At 41.3% G+C, this 259-nt stretch carries 1 protein-coding gene; it reads right to left on the reverse strand.

Annotated features, from left to right (window positions below; translation table 11 throughout):
- The coding region (locus tag UC75_RS09320) for an aminotransferase class III-fold pyridoxal phosphate-dependent enzyme (RefSeq protein WP_128825240.1) at nt 1–259 on the reverse strand (259 nt) is incomplete at both ends.

The following is a 259-nucleotide window of genomic DNA, read 5'->3' on the forward strand; positions in this document are numbered from 1 at the left end:
TGCTGAAACGGTAAATAAAGTACGGCCATGGAAAGCATTATTAAATGCCACAATGCCACTTTTGCCAGCAACACCGCTATCTAAACCAACTTTACGAGCTAGTTTGAGTGCTGCTTCGTTCGCTTCTGCACCTGAGTTACAGAAGAAAACCTTATCTGCAAATGTATTATCGGTGAGTTGTTTTGCAAGGCGTAGAACGGGTTCATTTGTATAACCGTTACCTACATGCCAAAGTTTTGTTGCTTGTTCTGTTAAAGCA

Source organism: Acinetobacter sp. V2 (assembly GCF_001188385.1).
Lineage (GTDB): Bacteria > Pseudomonadota > Gammaproteobacteria > Pseudomonadales > Moraxellaceae > Acinetobacter > Acinetobacter oleivorans.